Source organism: Rathayibacter sp. AY2B3 (assembly GCF_002931755.1).
Classification (GTDB): Bacteria; Actinomycetota; Actinomycetes; order Actinomycetales; family Microbacteriaceae; genus Rathayibacter.
In genome coordinates this window covers 1-1,305 of record NZ_PSUG01000096.1, presented here as the reverse complement: position 1 = coordinate 1,305, position 1,305 = coordinate 1, and the positions used below count along the sequence as shown (strand labels likewise).

Sequence of the window (1,305 nt, the reverse complement as noted above, 5' to 3'; positions counted from 1 at the left end):
CCGGGGCGAGGTGGCCGGGAGGGGCGCCGCGTCGGCTGCCGCGCGAGACGCCGCCCGGTCGCCGAGACGCCGTGCTGCCGCCGGTGACCGGGTGCATTCGGCGGTGTCTCTGCGCGCGCGAGGCGGGAGTGCTCGACGAGCGGCGGCGGGGGTACGCCGGGTCGGCGGCGTGCTCAGCGGTCGGCGGTGAAGACGAGCAGGGCGATCACGCCGGCGACCGTCGCCGCGACTCCGGAGCCCAGGCGCCACCACATCCATCTGTCGCGCTTGGGCCCGCGCATCGGGCGGCGGAGCCCCGCGCGGCCCTGGTAGCCGCCGGGATCGTGCTGGAAGACCATCGCCTTAGCCTGCCGAACCCGCGCCCTCCGCGGGGCCGACTCGCCCGCGACTCCCAGCCGCGAACAGGGCCGCCGCCCTCCGCGACTCCCGGCCGCGTCCGGCGCACCCCGAGGCTCCCGGCCGTTCGCTGCCGCCTCCTTCCGCCCCGCGAGATGCCAGTTGAGTCCGCTCGGCTCGGCGTGTCGCCCGCGCAAGTGGCATCTCGCGGACCGGGGAGTGGCATCTCGCGAGAACCGGGGTGGCATCTCGCGGAGGAGGGGAGGCGGCGACCAGGGTCAGAGGAGCAAGGACGGCACGGCCGCAGAACGCCCGCCTCCCGCGCGCCTAGCGCGACCCGGGCGCGCTCGCCAGCGGGTTCGCGGGGCGGGTGCCGCTCGGTAGCGTGGGGGAGTCGGCCGGAGTGGTCGACGAGCGGAGGAGCGGACATGGCCGGGACCGGCAAGGACAAGGACGCACGCGACAAGGCGGCGCAGAAGCGCGCGAAGAAGGCGCTGAAGAAGGCCGAGAAGTCGGTGCGCGCAGCGCACGAGGCGGTCCGCGACTCCAGCAAGAAGCTGCGCAAGAAGGCCCGCAAGCTGGCGGAGCAGACCGAGAAGCTCACGCGCACCCAGGAGAAGGCGGCGAAGAAGGCTGCCGCGGCCGAGAACCGCCCGGCTGCGCCGAAGCACGCCGCCGAACCGGCGGTCGGCGCCCTCGACCTCACCCCGCCGCTGCCCGGCTCGCAGGAGCCCGCTGAGGACCAGGAGTCCTCCGAGGACTCCGAGACCGCGGCCGAGTCCGCCGCCCCGCAGGAGCCGGCCCCCGACTCCGACCCCGCGCACACCCCGGACCTCACCCCGCCGCTGCCGCGCTCGGCCTCCTGAACACGCTCGCCTGAGCGCCGCACGTCAGTGCCGGCACGGGTGAACCGCCGTCCGCTGGAGCGCCGCCCGCCGACGCGCGCTCCGGAGAACCGCGCCCGCCCGA

General features: G+C 76.3%; 2 protein-coding genes. One reads left to right on the top strand and one right to left on the bottom strand.

The genetic code is table 11. The features are described 5' to 3' along the window. Positions 1-173 precede the first annotated feature (173 nt). Positions 174-338, bottom strand: a complete 165-nt coding sequence (locus C5C24_RS18145; RefSeq protein ID WP_181118511.1) for a hypothetical protein — start codon at positions 336-338, stop codon at positions 174-176. A 426-nt stretch (positions 339-764) separates the two neighbouring features. Here C5C24_RS18145 and C5C24_RS17415 point away from each other — a divergent pair, with 426 nt between their 5' ends. After that, complete coding sequence (locus C5C24_RS17415) at positions 765-1,202, top strand: histone (protein WP_104281956.1); 438 nt, start codon at positions 765-767, stop codon at positions 1,200-1,202. Positions 1,203-1,305 lie beyond the last annotated feature (103 nt).